The following is a 14748-nucleotide window of genomic DNA, read 5'->3' on the forward strand; positions in this document are numbered from 1 at the left end:
AGGACGCGATGGACCAGACGACCAAGGAACCCGGCGCCGACGCGCCGGCCTCGAACGCGCGCCGGCGCCTGCTCAAGGGCGGCGCCGCGGCCGGCGGCGGGCTGCTGTTCGGCTTTTCCCTGTTCGGCTGCAGCAGGACGCCGGAGAGCGACCGCAAGGAGCCGCCGTCCGAGACCGCCGTCGGCCAGGCCGCCACGGCGATGTCGAACCGGCCGCCGGGCCTGGCGCACGACGCCTTCGTGCGCATCGACCGCGAAGGCATCGTCACCCTCATCGTGCACAAGGTCGAGATGGGGCAGGGCACCTTCACCTCGATGCCGATGCTGCTGGCCGAGGAGCTGGGCGCCGACCTGACCAGGGTGAAGCTGGAGCAGGCGCCGGCCGACAACACGCTGTACGCCGATCCGCTGCTGGGCGGCCAGGTGACGGGCGGCTCGACCTCCGTGCGCGCGGCCTACAAGCCGCTGCGCGAGGCCGGCGCCAAGGTGCGCACGGTGCTGGTGCAGGCCGCCGCCGACGCGTGGAAGGTGCCGGTGGGCGAGCTGAAGGTGGTGGCCGGCACCATCCGCCACGACGGCTCGAACCGCACGATGCACTTCGGCGAGGTGGTCGACGCGGCCTCGAAGCTGCCGTTCCCGGCCACCGTCAAGCTGAAGGATCCCGCCGACTTCGCGCTGGTGGGCAAGCCGCTCAAGCGCCTGGACAGCCCCGCCAAGGTGGACGGCTCGGCGCTGTTCGGCATCGACGCGCGCCTGCCGGGCATGGGGATCGCGGCGGTGGCCGCCTCGCCGGTCATGGGCGGCAAGGTGGCCTTCGTGGACGAGCAGAAGGCCATGGCCGTGAAGGGCGTGCGCCAGGTGCTGCGCATCGAGGGCGCCGTCGCCGTCGTCGCCGACAACTTCTGGACCGCGAAGCAGGGCCTGGCCGCCGCCGCGCCGCGCTTCGACGACGGCGCCAACGCCAACGTCAGCTCGGCCTCGATCCGGGCCGACATGGACAAGGCGTCGCAGGGCACGGGCGCCGTCGCCCGGGACACGGGCGACGCCCTCAAGGTGCTGGACGGCCAGGGCGGGCGCCGCATCGACGCCGTCTACGAGCTGCCGTTCCTGGCCCACGCCACGATGGAGCCGATGAACTGCACGGTCGACCTGCGCGCGGACGGCTGCGACCTGTGGGTGGGCACGCAGGTGCCGGCGCTGGCGCAGGGCGCCGCGGCCAGGCTGACCGGCCTGGCGGTGGAGAAGGTCAAGGTGCACAATTTCTACCTGGGCGGCGGTTTCGGGCGCCGGCTCGAGGTCGACAACGTGATCCAGGCGGTGGCGTTCGCCAAGCTGGCCAAGGGCCCGCTGAAGATCGTCTGGACGCGCGAGGAAGACATCCAGCACGACATGTACCGCCCGTACTACCTGGACCGCATCGCGGCGCGGCTGGACGACAAGGGCATGCCGCTGGCCTGGTTCCACCGCGTCACCGGTTCCTCGATCATGGCGCGCTTCGCGCCGCCGCTGGTCAAGGACGGCGTCGACCCCGACGCCGTCGAGGGCGCGGCCGACCTGCAGTACGCGCTGCCCGCGATGCGCGTGGAATACGTGCGCCACGAGCCGGCGGGCCTGGCCACCGCGTTCTGGCGCGGCGTGGGGCCGACCCACAACGTGTTCGTGGTGGAGAGCTTCATCGACGAACTGGCCTATGCGAGCAAGACCGACCCGGTGGCGTTCCGCCGTTCGCTGCTGCAGAAGTCGCCGCGCACGCTGGCCGTGCTCGACCTGGCCGCGCGCCGGGCCGGCTGGGGCAAGCCGCTGGCGCCAGTGGCCGGGCGCAAGGTGGGGCGCGGCGTCTCGACCCAGTTCGCCTTCGGCACCTACATGGCGCAGGTGGCGGAAGTGTCGGTGGGGCCGGACGGCGACGTGCGCGTGCACCGCGTGGTGTGCGCGGTCGATTGCGGCCAGCAGATCAATCCGGACACCATCGCCGCCCAGGTGGAGGGCGGCGTCGTGTTCGGCCTCAGCGCGGCGCTGTGGGGCGAGGTCACGCTGGACAAGGGCCGGGTGCGGCAGACGAACTTCGGCGACTACCGGGTGATGCGCATGAGCGAGGCGCCGGCGGTGGAAGTGGTGCTGGTGGACAGCCGCGACGAGCCGGGCGGGATCGGCGAGCCGGGCACGGCGGGGATCGCGCCGGCGCTGGCCAATGCGGTGTTCGCGGCGACGGGCAGGCGGGTGCGCAAGCTGCCGATCGGGGAGCAACTGGGCAAGGCGTGAATCGGGAACGTCGGGCGCCGGCGCGGGCCGGCGCCCAGGGATCGATGCGCGTTACTCGTCTTGCGCGTACGGGTCCGGATACTCCAGCGCTTCCATGATGTCGCGCTCGAGCTGTTCCATCTCCTCGGCTTCCTCGTCGGTCTCGTGGTCGAAGCCCTGGGCGTGCAGCACGCCGTGCACCACCAGGTGCGCCGTGTGTTCCTCGACGGTCTTCTTCTGCTCGTCGGCCTCGCGCTGCAGGACGTCGGTGCACAGCACGATGTCGGCCTGGGTGGGCTCGTCGTCCGCGATCTGCGCGCCTTCGTTGTAGGCGAAGGTCAGCACGTTGGTGGCGTAGTCCTTGCCGCGGTAGTCGCGGTTGAGGAGCTGGCCTTCGGCGGCGTCGACGAAGCGGATCGCCAGCTCGGCCGGGCCGAGCAGGGCGGCGCGCACCCAGCGCTCGATCATCGCGGGCGTGATCTCGGCTTCGAGGCGGGTGTCGGCGTACTGGACGTCGAGGTCGAGGCTATGGTTTTTTTCTTGCATGGCGGGAGCTCGCTGGAGTGGAAAGATCGCCGATCTGCTGGATCGCGGCGGATTTTTCGTAGGCGTCGACGATGCGCGCCACCATCGGGTGGCGCACCACGTCGGCGCTGGCGAAATGGGTGAAGGCGATGCCGCGCACGTCCTTGAGCACCTGCATCGCGTCGACCAGGCCGCTCTTCTGCGTCTTGTGCAGGTCGACCTGGGTGACATCGCCGGTGACCACGGCCTTGCTGCCGAAGCCGATCCGGGTCAGGAACATCTTCATCTGCTCGACCGTCGTGTTCTGGGCCTCGTCCAGGATCACGAAGGCATGGTTCAGCGTGCGGCCGCGCATGAAGGCCAGCGGAGCGATCTCGATCGCGCCCTTCTCGAACAGCTTCTGGGTGCGCTCGAAGCCGAGCAGGTCGTACAGCGCGTCGTACAGCGGGCGCAGGTAGGGGTCGACCTTCTGGGCGAAGTCGCCGGGCAGGAAGCCCAGGCGTTCGCCGGCTTCCACCGCCGGGCGCGTGAGCACGATGCGCTTGACGGCGTCGCGTTCCAGCGCGTCGACGGCGCAGGCCACGGCCAGGTAGGTCTTGCCGGTGCCGGCCGGGCCGATGCCGAAGCTGATGTCGTGTTCCAGCACCGCCTTCATGTACTGGATCTGGTGCGGGGTGCGGCCGCGCAGGTCGGGACGGCGCGTCTTGAGCGCCGGGCTGACCAGGTTGGCGGGATCGTCCTGCGCGCCCGTCTCGGCGCGTTCTTCCTCCTCGCTCAGCGTCTCGCCCGGCGCCTTGCCGGCGGCGGGCGGCTCGGCCGCCTTGGGCTTGATGCCGGAACGCTGCTCGACGAGGGCCAGCTGGACTTCCTCGAGCGGGACGACCTTGTCGGCGACGGCGTAGAAGCGTTCCAGCAGCTCGACCGCGCGCGGCGCGTTGGCGCCGCCGACGATGAACTTCTCGCCGCGCCGGAAGATGGTCACGTCGAGCGCGGCCGAGATCTGGCGCAGGTTTTCATCGAGCGGACCGCACAGGTGGGCGAGCCGCGTGTTGTCGAGCGGCTCGGGAATGAAATACGAAGGCTGGGTGGGCGTTTTCAACTGGCTTTGGCAATCGTGTCGAGGCGGACGACCAGGTCGCCGCGCAGGGAGTAATCGAGGCTTTCGGTGATGCGCACGTCGACCAGCTGGCCGACCAGGGAGGTGCTCGCATCGGCGCCGGCGGCGGGGAAGAAGTTGACGACGCGGTTGTTCTCGCTGCGTCCCTGCAGTTCGCCACCGCCCTTCTTGGACGGGCCCTCGACCAGGACGCGCTGCACCGTGCCGACCATCGCGGCGCTGGTCTTGCGGGTGTTGGCGTCGATCAGGGCCTGCAGGCGCTGCAGGCGCGCCAGCTTGACCTCGTGCGGGGTGTCGTCGGGCAGGTTCGCGGCCGGGGTGCCCGGGCGCTTGCTGAAGATGAAGCTGAAGCTGTTGTCGAAGCCGACGTCTTCCACCAGCTTCATCATCGCTTCGAAATCGGCGTCGGTCTCGCCCGGGAAGCCGACGATGAAATCGGACGAGATCGCGATGTCGGGGCGCACCGCCTTGATGCGGCGGATGATCGACTTGTATTCCAGGCCCGTGTAGCCGCGCTTCATGGCCTGCAGGATGCGGTCGGACCCGTGCTGCACCGGCAGGTACAGGTGGTTGACCAGCTGCGGGATCTTCGCGTAGGCGTCGATCAGGCGCTGGGTGAATTCCTTCGGGTGGCTGGTGACGAAGCGCAGGCGCTCGATGCCGGGGATCTCGGCCACGTATTCGAGCAGCAGGGCGAAATCGGCGAACTGCGGCGTTCCCTCGCCGCTTTCCATGACGCCGCGGTAGGCGTTCACGTTCTGCCCCAGCAGCATGATTTCCTTGACGCCCTGGGCGGCGAGGCCGGCGACCTCGGTCAGCACGTCCTCGAAGCGGCGCGACACTTCCTCGCCGCGGGTGTAGGGCACCACGCAGTAGCTGCAGTACTTGCTGCAGCCTTCCATGATCGACACGTAGGCGACCGGGCCCTCGACCTTGGCGGGCGGCAGGTGGTCGAATTTCTCGATCTCGGGGAAGCTGATGTCGACCTGGGCCGCGCCGGTATGGCGGCGCATCTCGATCATCTGCGGCAGGCGGTGCAGCGTCTGCGGGCCGAACACGACGTCGACGTGCGGGGCGCGCTTGACGATCGCCGCGCCTTCCTGCGAGGCCACGCAGCCGCCCACGCCGATCACCAGGCCGGGCTTGTTGCGCTTGAGTTCCTTCAGCCGGCCCAGGTCGGAAAACACCTTTTCCTGGGCCTTTTCGCGTACCGAACAGGTGTTGAACAGGATGACGTCCGCGTCGTCCGGGGTATCGGTGCGCACGAGTCCTTCGGATGCACCGAGCACGTCCGCCATCTTGTCCGAGTCGTACTCGTTCATTTGGCAGCCGAAGGTCTTGATGAATACTTTTTTCTGCATGGAAAGCTTTAGGGGGGCTGAGGCGTGGACAGGTGGAAGGCCAGTTTACCGTAAATCGCCACGGCGCCCTGAAAGCGGCGCGCGCGCCGGCGAACGGCGGTGGCACGGCCCAGATTCTTTGCTTCGGGGAATGCCAGTTTGCTGGACCTTAACTTTTGATACGGTTGGTTACATTCTGTCTACTTGAATTTCTATTTCTAGGTGTTATGTTTAACATTGTCGAATGGCATTAACTTTAATTTCCCTATGTAAATCATAGGCTTCCTGCTGCTCGGCAATTGCAAACTTAGCGCAAAAAAACTCTTGCGTGCGCCACAATCTGTCACCATGTGCTGAAATGACTATGTGACAAGCTTTCCTAGCGATAGCTTGATTTCGACCAATGAATTCTGTGCCCAAGTCGATGTTGGACCCAGCATACGAGTTTGATAATTTGTTCGAAAAACAAGTGAGCCAGGGAAGTGGAGCTTCGACGGACACGGCATGCGGTACCGGGCGTAGTTGGACTGCACCCGGACGGCGGCAGGGCGATCGGGGTTCCGACCAGGGAGCACACACGGTCCGGCGCGTTGCCGGGCGGCTTGGGTGGACGAGTCCGCTTAACCGCCTGGAAACGAAACCGGGAACTTATGTAGACGAAACGTAGTCATTAACACAGTTCGTAAGAGAACTATTTTAACCACTCACGAGGAAATCATGGCACATCATGCTCTGTCATCACAGGAAAGCTACAACCCCAATCACCTGCTGGACATCTTGCTGGGCAAGATGCAGCTGAAGAACGACGCCGCGCTGTCGCGCATGCTGGAAGTCGCGCCGCCGGTCATCAGCAAGATCCGCCACCACCGCCTGCCGGTCGGCGCCTCGCTGCTGATCCGCATGCACGAAGTGACCGGCATGAGCATCCGCGACCTGCGCGACCTGATGGGCGACCGCCGTACCAAGTACCGCCTGTCCGACGCCCAGGGCCGTCCGAAGCCCGAAGAAAAGGCTGCCAAGGAAGCCGCCGCCCAGCAGGCACAGCAGGCCCAGCCGCAAGCCCAGTCCGACGACGCATCGACCAAATCGCCGGGCAATTATGCGCACTGATGCCGCGGGCATGACAGCGGTCCTGTCATGCCTGCGGCCAGACCCGGCGGCAAGGCGCCATCCACGCGGATGCGCCGTGCCGCCGTCACGCGAGGCCGTTCCTGGGGCGCGTCGTCACGCCATCAGGACGGCCGACATTTCCTCGAACTGCGCCTCCGTCTCGCGGAACAGGTGCAGGTAGGCTTCCTCGCTCAATCGCATCGCATCCCATGCCACGCCCGAGACGCGTGGCACCACGTCGTGCTCGTCTCCGGCAATGTCGAGCGCGTGCACGATCGCATCGGCCACGTGCACGATCGCGGCCAGGAAGCCGGCGCCCGGGGTGGCCGGCGCATGGTGGAACGCGATCGCCTGGCGCATCGTGTCGGAAAAATGCCAATGCTCGGCCAGCGCCACGCCCGCATCGACGTGGTCCAGGCCCAGTACCTCGCGCTCGGCCTCGCGCCACTCGCCGCCATGGCGGGCGCGCCAGCCCAGCACATCGGCATAGGCATCGGGGCAGGCGGTCACCAGCACCAGCCGGCCGATGTCGTGCAGTAATCCCGCCGTGAAGGCGAAATCCTGGTTGAAGCGCATGCGCCGTGCCAGCGCACGGGCGCAGGCGGCCGTGGCGATCGAATGGCGCCAGAAGGCGCGGTCGTCGAAACCGGGGCAGCGCCCGTTCGGGAAGCATCCCGTCAGCGCGGCGGCCGTGATCAGGTTGCGCGTCGCCTGGAAACCGAGGAACGTGATGGCCTGCTGGATCGTGGTCACCTTGACCTGCAGGCCGTAGGACGAGGAATTGGCCAGGCGCAGCGTCTTGGCCGTCAGGGCCTGGTCGTACGACACCTTTTTGGCCAGCACCGAGATGTCCACGTCGTCCTGCTCGATGCTGCCGAGCAGTTCCATGACGACGGCCGGCAGCGACGGCAGGTCCTGCACGCCGGCGGCCAGCCGGTCAGGCGTGACGCGGCTCATGCCGCGGCTCCGGCGCCGCGGCGCAGGCGGTAATCCTCGATGTAGCGGCGCAGGGCGGCGCTGGCCCAGTCGCTGTCGTCGCCGGCATCCTGCTTGCGGAACAACCGGTCCAGGCGCGCCTGCACGGCGGCCGGATCGACCGGCGCCAGCGCCGCCCCGGCCTGCACGATCGGCAGGTCGGCGATACCGTGGCGCGCCAGCGAGGCCAGCATGGTATCGGTCAGCACCACGCCTTCGGCGAGGAGGACGTTGCCCTTCGCATCGCGCAGGACGTCGGACAGGACCATGCCCGGCAGGGCATCGGCCAGCGGAATCGCTTGGTTGGCGGCAGTCATGCTTTCCCTTTCCACTTCAATCATCTCTTGATATTACCATCGGTATATCATGCAGGGCGACCATGGCATGGCGCCGGCCCGGCCCGGACCACACGATCCGTTGGATTCCCGTCTCGCGCCGCCGCCGTCGGGCGTGGTAATGATTTGTAAATAGATGCCCCGTCCGCCGAGGGCACGGTACCATGGGGCCATGACCAGCAAACGCTACATTGCCCTGCTCAGGGGCGTCAACGTCGGGCGCGCCAAGCGTGTCGCCATGGCCGACCTGCGCAAGCTGGTCGGCGACCTCGGCTATACCGAGGTGCGCAGCGTGCTCAACAGCGGGAACGTCGTGTTCAGCGGTCCGCCGCGGCCGCGCGACGCGGTGGCGGCGGAGCTCGAGGAAGCGCTCGTGCTCAAGCTGGGCGTGGCGGCGCGCGTGCTGGTGCTGGACCGCGAGGAACTGGCCGCCATCGTCGCCGCCAACCCGCTGCTGGACGTGGCGGCCGACCATGCGCGCCTGCTCATCTTCATCCTGCCCAACGAGCAGTTGCGCGAGGCCGTCGCGCCGCTATGCCGCCAGGACTGGCAACCGGGCGCGGTGGCGCTGGGCGCGCGCGCTGTCTATGTATGGTGTCCCGAGGGCATCCTCGACAGCGCGGCCGCGCAGGCCCTGGGCAAGCAGCTCGGCGACGCCACCACGTCGCGCAACTGGTCCACGCTCAGCAAGCTGCATGCGCTGTGTAATGACATCGCCGCCGGCGCCTCGCCGCGCTGAGTCCGGCGTTTCCGGCTTCTGATATGACGACGGCGCCAGAGGCGCCGTCGTTGACTTCCGGTTCGACCGATACGGCCCCGCGTCAAGCAGATACCGTTTCCTTCGTATCGAACCGCTGCTGCACGTCAAACTCCTTATTTGAACTTCTCGTTGCTGACGCGGCTGGCCCGGTAGCCGATCAGGATCAGGCCGACCAGCATCATGGCGAAGACTTCCGGTTCGGGAAGTTCGGACATCGAGGAGGGCGGGGGCGCCACCACTTCGGTGCGGTGCAGCGTCGACAGGTCGGCCACGCGGTAGGCGCGCACGCCAGCGGTGGACGTGTCGAGATCGATGGCGGCGGCCTGGGCGGCGCCGCCGACTAACAGACTGAGCATTGCGGCAAGTGCATATCGTTTCACGGTCATTCCTTCAAAAAAACTGGCGACACCCGACGACGATGGATTGCATCGACCCGGCAATTACATATTTGCATTATTAACGTTTGGATAATGAGCTTAAGAAACGAATTACTCATGGAAACGCAATGACGCATCCAGGTCGTCATGCAGAATAACAAAGATGCGCCGTGCATTGCGCCCGTTACGTACGGTTACACTCTCGCATCTGTTTATAAAAATTAATATTTTTTTTAAATAAAACAAAGATAAGGGATTATGCGGAGTGGCATGAAAAAATAGCCATGAGTGACATCAAATCTTGCGCTCTATTTATCTAGTTTATTAAGTAGGCAATGAAATCCGATAATCATCTGATCATATTTGTTGTGCCCCGAATTTTTTTCGGCGCACGGTATACACCTTCCTTTTCTTTGCGGGTATAGTCTCCATATCCCTATTGCCTTAGGGCATCAAAACAATAGCAGATGCACACGTCTGCCGACCCCGAGCGGTCCCACCGTTCCGCCTTTCCCGTCCGCCGGACTTGCGAAAGGCCAGCCGTATCACACCCTTCGTCTTTTGCAGAGTACCGATATGCCCAATTTTGCTCGACTTCAAATTGCCTTCAAGAATGTCTATGTCCGTATCCTGGCCGCCATCGTGCTGGGCATGCTGGCGGGCTGGGCCATCTACAAGGCCGACGTCCCGCAGGACCCGGCACCGGTGGTGCACTCGCAGAACATCGCCGAGATCACGCAGCTGGCGGCCGCCAAGGACCGCCTGGAATACCTGCTGGTCGCCAGGCCGCTGTCGGACTCGCCGCGCTATGTGTATAAATTCAAGGATGCGCCGCAACTGCACGTGGTGAAGGTGCCGAGCACCTCGCACCTGTCGCTGGAGCGCGAAGTGCTGCTGAAGAGTGCGATCCCGTACTCGATCGCCAAGGACGATTACCTGAGCACGCACAAGGCCGTGCTGCAGGACGAGGGCGAGGGCTTCGGCACCGACGTCATCAATTTCCTCAAGCGCCATGCGCTCGACATCACCGTGCTGCTGGTGATCCTGTACGCGATCAAGTTCGGCATCCCGGGCATGAATGCGGGCGCGCAACTGATTTCGCCGGACAAGCTGAAAGGCAGCCTGGACGACCTGATCGGCATGGAAGACATCAAGCAGGAAGTGCTGCACCTGGAAGACATGATCCGCAACCGCGAGCTCTACCAGGAGCACAATATCGACAAGCCGTTCAACGTCATGCTGACCGGTCCGGCCGGCACCGGCAAGACCAAGCTGGTGGGTTACCTGGCCAAGCGCCTCGACATCCCGCTGATCCAGGCGTCCGGCTCGGCGCTGGAATCGGGTTACGTCGGCGGCGGCTCCAAGGCGCTGAACGCCCTGTACCGCAAGGCCAGCGCGAAGGGCCGCTGCATCATCTTCCTGGACGAGGCGCAAAGCCTGTTCATGCCGCGCGGCCGCAGCGAAAAGAAATGGGAAGACGATACGGCCAACACCCTGCTGGGCCTGCTGGACGGCGTCAAGAGCGACAAGGGGCAGGGCGTGATCTGGGTCGTCGCCTCGAACTTCGACGATGCCTCGACCGAGATGGACGAAGCGATGCTGCGCCGCTTCTCGGTGAAGATCAACTTCCGCCTGCCGAACAAGACCGAGCGGCGCGAGCTGTTGCGCAGTTTCCTGGCGCGCAAGAAAGAGGGCCTGGTGGACTGGGACGACCTCGACCTGGACCAGGTCGCCGAGATCACCCAGAACCTCAGCCCGGCGCTGCTGGAAACCGTGGTCGAGCGCGCGTCGATGCTGTCGATCCAGGAAAAGGCGATCATCAACACCGACCTGCTGTTCCGCGCCTATGAACGCGCCACGATCGGCCTGACCGACCGCGCCACCACGGCCGACAAGCAGAAGCAGCGCGAGCGCATCGCCGTGCACGAGCTGGGCCACTTCTTCATGCAGATCGATCCGTTCCTGCGCGAAGGCCTGAGCCTGGCGCAGGTGAAGGAAAAGTCGCACCTGCTCAAGATCAGCACCGAGGCGGTGTCGAAGATCGGCGCGCTGGGCTATGTGCTGCAGTCGGGCGACGACATGTCGCTGCGCACGCTGGAAGAGCTGGAGCGCGACGTGATCGGCCTGTACGGCGGCGTGGCGGCGGAAGAGCTGTTCTACGGCGCGCGCGGCATCTCGGTGGGCAGCCAGAACGACATCGAGAAGATCACCAAGATGCTGAACCTGATGGTGGGCCGCCTGTCGATGTACTCGCGCGCCAAGATCGACTACAGCCAGTTGCAGAACGACGCCAGCGGCGAGCACACGCTGCGCCAGGTCGAGGAAAAGTCGGACGAGCTGTACAGCTACACGCTGGATGCGATCCGCGACTACCGCGAGGTGATCGTGGCGCTCAAGGACACGCTGCTGGACCAGTACGTGTTGTCGAAGGATGCCGTGTTCGCGCTGCTGGCCGAACACGAGGAAACGCTGCGGGCCGGCCTGGATGCGCCGCGCGCCGTGAACCTCAAGCTGTGCGCCGAGGAGGCCGTGGCTTGACGACAGGTTGGTTGATGGTTCTTGAGGCGTGATCTGCGGATAGCTTCAAGTTGATGCGGCGGACAGCGATGTCCGCCGTTTTTTTTGGCGCGCCGGGATGCGGGCGGCGGTCGAACGCGTGGGCGGGAAACCCGCCCACCCTACGTCGCGTGGACGCCTGCGTGGTCCACGCGCGCATCCGGCGCAGGCATCGTCGATCAGTGCGCCGGCAGCGGCGCATTCTCCAGCGCTTCCAGCACGTGCCGCGTCATGCTCTTGGCCAGCTCGTGCTCGCCGATGAAGACGGTGCCGCCGGTATCCTCGCGCAGCAGGCGCGCCTCTTCCTCGTTGTGGGTGCGCACCACGCAGCGGATGGCCGGGTTCAGCGCCTTGGCCGTTTCCACCATCGCGCGCACGTGGAAGGTGTCGGGCGTGGCGATCACCAGCATCGAGGCGCGCGCGATGTGCGCCTGGATCAGCACCGCCGGCTCGCCCGCGTTGCCGGCCACCGCCGGCTGGTCGCGCCGGCGCAGTTCCTCGACCAGGTCGCGGTTCTGCTCGGCCACCACGAAGTGCACCTTCTCGCGCGTCAGCTCGTCGGCGATGCGGCGGCCCACGCGGCCGTAGCCGACCAGCACGACCTGGCCGGTCAGGCGGTCGTGCTCCACCGACATCGGCAGCTCGGCCAGCGGGTCGGTCGAGCGCTCCAGCTGGCGCGCCAGCGGCGAGCGCGCGCGCAGCCAGTTCTGCAGCGGGCCGGCGGCCTTGAACATCAGCGGGTTGACGGCGATCGAGATGATGGCGCCGGCCAGGATCAGGTTCTGGCCCATTTCCGGCAGCAGCCCCAGCGACATGCCCAGCGCCGCCAGGATGAACGAGAATTCGCCGATCTGCGCCAGGCTGGCCGAGACGGTGATCGCCGTGTTCAGCGGATAGCGCAGCGCCAGCACCAGCACGAAGGCAGCGATCGACTTGCCGAACAGGATGATGGCCAGCACGCCCAGCACCTGCAGCGGGCTCTCGACCAGCACGCGCGGGTCGAACAGCATGCCCACGGAAACGAAGAACAGCACCGAGAACGCGTCGCGCAGCGGCAGCGTCTCTTCGGCGGCGCGGTGGCTCAGCTCCGATTCGCGCAGCACCATGCCGGCGAAGAAGGCGCCCAGCGCGAACGAGACGCCGAACAGGTGCGAGGAACCGAAGGCGATGCCGACGGCGGCCGCGATCACGGCCAGCGTGAACAGCTCGCGCGAGCCGGTCTTGGCCACGCGCCACAGGAACCACGGGAACAGCTTGCGCCCGACGATCAGCATGAAGGCGACGAAGGCGCCGACCTGCACCAGGGTCCAGGCCAGCGTCGACCACAGCGAACCGCCGCCATCCTCGCTCTTGCCGCCCAGTACGCCCGACAGCGCCGGCAGCAGCACCAGCACCAGCACGGTCACGAGGTCCTCGACCACCAGCCAGCCGACCGCGATGCGGCCGTTGAAGGAATCGAGTTCGCCGCGGTCCTCCAGCGCCCGCAGCAGCACCACCGTGCTGGCCACCGACAGCGCCAGGCCGAACACCAGTCCCGCGCCGATGCCCCAGCCCCACAGGTGCGCCAGGCCCATGCCCAGCAGGGTGGCGACGGCGATCTGCAGGATCGCGCCGGGCAGGGCGATCCCCTTCACTTCCATCAGGTCATCCAGCGAGAAGTGCAGGCCGACGCCGAACATCAGCAGCATCACGCCGATCTCGGCCAGCTGCGACGCCAGCTGCACGTCGGCCACGAAGCCGGGCGTGGCCGGTCCGATCAGGACGCCGGCCGCGAGATAGCCGACGAGCGCAGGCAGGCGCAGCCGCACGGCGAGCATGCCGAGCAGCAGGCCGAGCCCGAGGGCGGCGGCGATGGTGGTGATCAGGCTGATGTTGTGTTCCATCCGTGGTGGTCCCCTTTGCAATTGTGTCGATAAACTTATCCAGTATAAGGGACGATCGGCCGGGTTGGACGGGAATCGCGTGAAAAAATGGAAATTACATGGGTTTGCAGGCAAATCGATGCGAAATGCGTGCGGATGCACCGGTTTGGCCGCAACGGCGCGCGCCGCGGCCGGCGCGGCTCGGCTAGGATGGAGGCTTGAGCAATGGATGAGCTGAAACGATGGACGGAGTGACGCCATGGACGCGCTAACGCGCGGCAAGGAAGCGGAATTGCGCGGCGCCAAGCGCCTGGCGCTGGGATTCTTCGTGGGCGCGGCGCTCCTGTTCGCGCTCGCGCTGGCCCTGCCGCCGACCTGGTGGAGCGGCCTGCTGAAGGCCTTCGCCGAGGCGGCGATGGTCGGCGCGCTGGCTGACTGGTTCGCGGTGGCGGCCCTGTTCCGGCGCATCCCGATCCCGATCGTCTCGCGCCACACCGAGATCATCCCGGCCAACAAGGAGCGCATCGCCGACAACCTGGCCGCCTTCGTGCACGAGAAATTCCTCGACACGGAATCGATCGTGCGCCTGATCCAGAAGCATGATCCGGCGCAGAAGGTGGCCGACTGGCTGGTGCGGCCCGAGAACACGCGCCAGCTGGGCGACTACCTGGTGCGCACGGCCGCCTGGGCGCTCGACTTCATCGAGGACGGCGCCGTGCAGACCTTCATCCGCCGCGCCGTGCACGGCATGGTGGGCAGCGTCGACCTGTCGAAGGCCGCCGGCACCATCCTCGAGAGCATCACGCGCGAGCGGCGCCACCAGGCGATCCTCGACGAAGGCATCGAGCAGCTGGCGCAGCTGCTCGGCAACGAGGAGATCCAGGCCGTCATCGCGCAGGGCATCGTCGACTGGCTGCGCGAGGAGTACGCGTTCATGGAAAAGATGCTGCCGTCCGAACTGATCGGCCGCAAGGGGGCCGACATCGCGGTGCGCCTGGCCGCCGGCATCCTGCTGCGCGTGGCCAAGGATCCCGACCACCCGCTGCGCGAGCGCTTCGACGTCTTCACCCACGACTTCGTGGCGCGCCTGAAGGACGATCCGGCGTTCGCCGCCAAGGGCGAGGAGATCAAGCGCTACCTGGTCGGCGACGAGACGCTGAACGGCTACCTGGGCGCGCTGTGGGGCGACCTGAAGGGCTGGATCAAGGCCGACCTGGACAAGGAGGATTCGGCGCTGCACCGCCGCCTGGTGGCCACCGGCGCCTGGGTCGGCAGGACGCTGGCCGAGGACCCGCAGCTGCGCGCCTCGCTGAACGAGAACCTGGAACTGGCGGCGCGCGGCGCCGCGCCCGAATTCGCCGGCTTCCTCACCCGCCACATCGCCGACACCGTCAAGCACTGGGACGACCGCGAGATGTCGCACCAGGTCGAACTGAACATCGGCAAGGACTTGCAGTTCATCCGCATCAACGGCACCATCGTCGGCGGGATGATCGGCATCGTGCTGTACCTGTTGTCGAGCGTGCCCGCATGGTTGCGCTGAAAGGAGAG

At 66.3% G+C, this 14748-nt stretch carries 12 protein-coding genes; 5 read left to right on the forward strand and 7 right to left on the reverse strand.

Annotated features, from left to right (window positions below):
- Nucleotides 1-8 precede the first annotated feature (8 nt).
- Nucleotides 9-2261: a xanthine dehydrogenase family protein molybdopterin-binding subunit gene (locus QZ749_RS05690; RefSeq protein ID WP_296944292.1), complete on the forward strand. Its 2253-nt coding sequence runs from the start codon at nucleotides 9-11 to the stop codon at nucleotides 2259-2261.
- A gap of 51 nt (nucleotides 2262-2312) precedes the next feature.
- On the opposite strand, the gene ybeY is transcribed toward QZ749_RS05690, so the two are convergent.
- The 3 genes from ybeY to miaB are packed head-to-tail and all read right to left on the reverse strand — an operon-like array spanning nucleotide 2313 to nucleotide 5243.
- Nucleotides 2313-2786 (reverse strand): rRNA maturation RNase YbeY, encoded by a 474-nt coding sequence (gene ybeY / locus QZ749_RS05695; protein ID WP_296944295.1) that lies wholly within the window; start codon nucleotides 2784-2786, stop codon nucleotides 2313-2315.
- On the reverse strand, nucleotides 2767-3864 hold the full coding sequence (locus QZ749_RS05700) for a PhoH family protein (RefSeq protein ID WP_296944298.1): 1098 nt from the start codon (nucleotides 3862-3864) through the stop codon (nucleotides 2767-2769). The genes ybeY and QZ749_RS05700 overlap by 20 nt, the downstream gene beginning before the upstream one ends.
- Nucleotides 3861-5243 (reverse strand): tRNA (N6-isopentenyl adenosine(37)-C2)-methylthiotransferase MiaB, encoded by a 1383-nt coding sequence (gene miaB / locus QZ749_RS05705; protein WP_296944300.1) that lies wholly within the window; start codon nucleotides 5241-5243, stop codon nucleotides 3861-3863. Before miaB ends, QZ749_RS05700 begins: the two co-directional genes overlap by 4 nt.
- Nucleotides 5244-5939: 696 nt before the next feature.
- On the opposite strand from miaB, the gene QZ749_RS05710 reads away from it, so the two are divergent.
- Nucleotides 5940-6332 carry a hypothetical protein gene (locus tag QZ749_RS05710; protein ID WP_296944303.1) on the forward strand — a complete coding sequence of 131 codons (393 nt, stop codon included), beginning with the start codon at nucleotides 5940-5942 and terminating at the stop codon, nucleotides 6330-6332.
- A 114-nt stretch (nucleotides 6333-6446) separates the two neighbouring features.
- Here the strand turns inward: QZ749_RS05710 and QZ749_RS05715 are convergent, their stop codons facing one another.
- Together QZ749_RS05715 and QZ749_RS05720 are read right to left on the reverse strand one after the other, a co-directional pair.
- Entirely contained in the window at nucleotides 6447-7289 is an 843-nt protein-coding gene (locus QZ749_RS05715) for an HDOD domain-containing protein (RefSeq protein WP_296944306.1), read from the reverse strand.
- On the reverse strand, nucleotides 7286-7624 hold the full coding sequence (locus QZ749_RS05720) for a hypothetical protein (protein ID WP_296944308.1): 339 nt from the start codon (nucleotides 7622-7624) through the stop codon (nucleotides 7286-7288). The genes QZ749_RS05715 and QZ749_RS05720 overlap by 4 nt, the downstream gene beginning before the upstream one ends.
- Nucleotides 7625-7814: 190 nt before the next feature.
- Between QZ749_RS05720 and QZ749_RS05725 the strand changes: the two genes are divergently transcribed.
- On the forward strand, nucleotides 7815-8381 hold the full coding sequence (locus tag QZ749_RS05725) for a DUF1697 domain-containing protein (RefSeq protein WP_296944310.1): 567 nt from the start codon (nucleotides 7815-7817) through the stop codon (nucleotides 8379-8381).
- A gap of 134 nt (nucleotides 8382-8515) precedes the next feature.
- Here QZ749_RS05725 and QZ749_RS05730 read toward each other — a convergent pair whose 3' ends face one another.
- On the reverse strand, nucleotides 8516-8758 hold the full coding sequence (locus QZ749_RS05730) for a hypothetical protein (RefSeq protein ID WP_296944312.1): 243 nt from the start codon (nucleotides 8756-8758) through the stop codon (nucleotides 8516-8518).
- A gap of 597 nt (nucleotides 8759-9355) precedes the next feature.
- Here QZ749_RS05730 and QZ749_RS05735 point away from each other — a divergent pair.
- Nucleotides 9356-11317: an AAA family ATPase gene (locus tag QZ749_RS05735; protein WP_296944315.1), complete on the forward strand. Its 1962-nt coding sequence runs from the start codon at nucleotides 9356-9358 to the stop codon at nucleotides 11315-11317.
- A gap of 197 nt (nucleotides 11318-11514) precedes the next feature.
- Here the strand turns inward: QZ749_RS05735 and ybaL are convergent, their stop codons facing one another.
- Nucleotides 11515-13218 (reverse strand): YbaL family putative K(+) efflux transporter, encoded by a 1704-nt coding sequence (ybaL, locus tag QZ749_RS05740; RefSeq protein WP_296944317.1) that lies wholly within the window; start codon nucleotides 13216-13218, stop codon nucleotides 11515-11517.
- A gap of 238 nt (nucleotides 13219-13456) precedes the next feature.
- On the opposite strand from ybaL, the gene QZ749_RS05745 reads away from it, so the two are divergent.
- Entirely contained in the window at nucleotides 13457-14740 is a 1284-nt protein-coding gene (locus QZ749_RS05745) for a DUF445 domain-containing protein (protein ID WP_296944319.1), read from the forward strand.
- Nucleotides 14741-14748: the final 8 nt, after the last annotated feature.

Origin of the sequence: uncultured Massilia sp., assembly GCF_913773735.1 — a bacterium.
Taxonomy (GTDB): Bacteria; Pseudomonadota; Gammaproteobacteria; order Burkholderiales; family Burkholderiaceae_D; genus Telluria.

Excerpts from the sequence above, each read along its gene's own strand:
- QZ749_RS05730 (WP_296944312.1), bottom strand. The coding sequence starts at position 8,758 with ATGCTCAGTCTGTTAGTCGGCGGCGCCGCCCAGGCCGCCGCCATCGAT.
- QZ749_RS05735 (WP_296944315.1), top strand. The coding sequence starts at position 9,356 with ATGCCCAATTTTGCTCGACTTCAAATTGCCTTCAAGAATGTCTATGTC.
- QZ749_RS05725 (WP_296944310.1), top strand. The coding sequence starts at position 7,815 with ATGACCAGCAAACGCTACATTGCCCTGCTCAGGGGCGTCAACGTCGGG.
- ybaL (WP_296944317.1), bottom strand. The coding sequence starts at position 13,218 with ATGGAACACAACATCAGCCTGATCACCACCATCGCCGCCGCCCTCGGG.
- ybeY (WP_296944295.1), bottom strand. The coding sequence starts at position 2,786 with ATGCAAGAAAAAAACCATAGCCTCGACCTCGACGTCCAGTACGCCGAC.
- QZ749_RS05720 (WP_296944308.1), bottom strand. The coding sequence starts at position 7,624 with ATGACTGCCGCCAACCAAGCGATTCCGCTGGCCGATGCCCTGCCGGGC.
- QZ749_RS05710 (WP_296944303.1), top strand. The coding sequence starts at position 5,940 with ATGGCACATCATGCTCTGTCATCACAGGAAAGCTACAACCCCAATCAC.
- QZ749_RS05715 (WP_296944306.1), bottom strand. The coding sequence starts at position 7,289 with ATGAGCCGCGTCACGCCTGACCGGCTGGCCGCCGGCGTGCAGGACCTG.
- QZ749_RS05690 (WP_296944292.1), top strand. The coding sequence starts at position 9 with ATGGACCAGACGACCAAGGAACCCGGCGCCGACGCGCCGGCCTCGAAC.
- QZ749_RS05745 (WP_296944319.1), top strand. The coding sequence starts at position 13,457 with ATGGACGCGCTAACGCGCGGCAAGGAAGCGGAATTGCGCGGCGCCAAG.
- miaB (WP_296944300.1), bottom strand. The coding sequence starts at position 5,243 with ATGCAGAAAAAAGTATTCATCAAGACCTTCGGCTGCCAAATGAACGAG.